This window comes from Kitasatospora sp. NPDC007106 (assembly GCF_040634455.1).
Classification (GTDB): Bacteria; Actinomycetota; Actinomycetes; order Streptomycetales; family Streptomycetaceae; genus Kitasatospora; species Kitasatospora arboriphila.
In genome coordinates, this window is record NZ_JBEYFP010001083.1 from 1 (window position 1) to 1,751 (window position 1,751).

Annotated in this window: 2 protein-coding genes; both read left to right on the forward strand. The window is 74.8% G+C overall.

The window, feature by feature from the left end; genetic code table 11:
- Positions 1 to 768 (forward strand): serine hydrolase (locus ABZ641_RS35985; protein WP_359988666.1); only part of this gene is annotated, 768 nt, incomplete at its 5' end.
- 47 nt (positions 769 to 815) lie between these two features.
- Positions 816 to 1,751, forward strand: a 936-nt coding sequence (locus ABZ641_RS35990) for an alanine racemase (RefSeq protein ID WP_359988668.1), incomplete at its 3' end; no start/stop codon positions are given.

Genomic DNA, 1,751 nt, shown 5'->3' on the forward strand with positions numbered 1-1,751 from the left:
CAGGTCGAGGGAGGCCCGGCCGACGATCCGGTGGAAGCCGTCCGGGCCGATCACCGCGACGTCCCCGGTGCGAGCGTCGCGTACGGGACGGACCGGTTCGTCACCGCCAGCATCGTCAAGGTCGACATCCTGGCGGCCCTGCTGTGGCGGACCGACGGGATGCTGACCGACGACCAGCGCTCCGCCGCCGCACTGATGATCGAGAACAGCGACAACGACGCGACCACCGACCTGTTCGGCCAGATCGGCGGGGACGAGGGGCTGGACGCCGCCAACGCCGCGTTCGGCCTCACCGGGACGACGGCCGGCACCGACGGCTACTGGGGCCTGACCACCACCACGGCCGAGGACCAGCTGCGGCTGCTGCAGCTGGTGTTCGGCACCGAGGGCGTGCTGGGCGACGAGTCCCGGGCGTACCTGCAGAAGCTGATGGGGCTGATAGCCGCCGACCAACGCTGGGGCGTCTCGGCCGCGGACGACGACCGCGCGGTGCACCTCAAGAACGGCTGGCTGCCGCGGACGGCGGAAGGGGCCTGGGTGGTCAACAGCATCGGCCGGGTGGTGCACGACGGGCGCGAGCTGCTGGTGGCGGTGCTGACCGACGGCTCGGACACCAAGGAGGAGGGCATCGCCCTGGTGGAGTCGGTGGCCGCCGCGGCCGCCGACAGCCTGACCTCCGCCACCCCGTCCGCGACGGTCTCCCCCACCGCGTCCCCCGCCGCGTCCGGGGCGGCGGCTTCCCCGGTCGCCGCCTCTACCCAGCGGTAGCCACCGTGTGGGACGCTGCCGCCATGGCCACCGACCTCGCCCCCGCCGTGTCCGGCGCCGTCTCGGACCGCTCCCGGTACGACCGGGCCACCGCGCACCTCGACGCGCCGTTCGCGATCGTCGACCTGGCCGCGTTCGACGCCAACGCGGCCGACCTGGTGCGCCGGGCCGGCGGCAAGCCGGTCCGGGTGGCGAGCAAGTCGGTGCGCTGCCGCGCCCTGCTGGAGCGGGTGCTGGCCACCGAGGGCTTCGCCGGGATCATGAGCTTCACCCTGGCCGAGTCGATCTGGCTGGCCCGCCAGGGCTTCACCGACGTCCTGCTCGCCTACCCGTCGGCCGACCGGGCCGGCTTCGGCGAGCTCACCGACGATCCCAAGCTCGCCGGGGCGATCACCGTCCTGCTGGACGACCCCGCGCAGCTGGACCTGATCGACTCCTCCCGCGGGGGCCCGGAGACCGTCCGGGTCTGCCTGGAGCTGGACACCTCGCTGGAGCTGTTCGGCGGACGGGTCCGCTTCGGCGCCCGACGCTCGCCGCTGCGCACCCCCGAGGCCCTGGGCGCCTTCGCCGAGCTGGTGCAGAACCGGCCGGGCTTCGAGGTGGTCGGCCTGATGGCCTACGAGGGCCACATCGCCGGCGTCGGCGACCGGGTCGCCGGCCGGCCGCTGCGCTCGCAGCTGGTGCGGATGATGCAGACCCGGGCCCGGGCGGAGCTGGCCGAGCGGCGGGCCGCGGTGGTGCAGCGGCTGCGGCAGGTCGCGGAACTGGAGTTCGTGAACGGCGGCGGCACCGGCAGTGTGGAGTCGACGGTGGCCGAGTCGGCCGTCACCGAGGTCGCGGCGGGGTCGGGCCTGTACCAGCCCCGGCTGTTCGACAACTACGCGTCGTTCCGGGGGCGGCCGGCGGCGCTGTTCGCCCAGCCGGTGGTCCGCCGGCCCGGGGTGGGCGTGGTGACGGTGCTCGGCGGCGGCTACCCGGCCTCC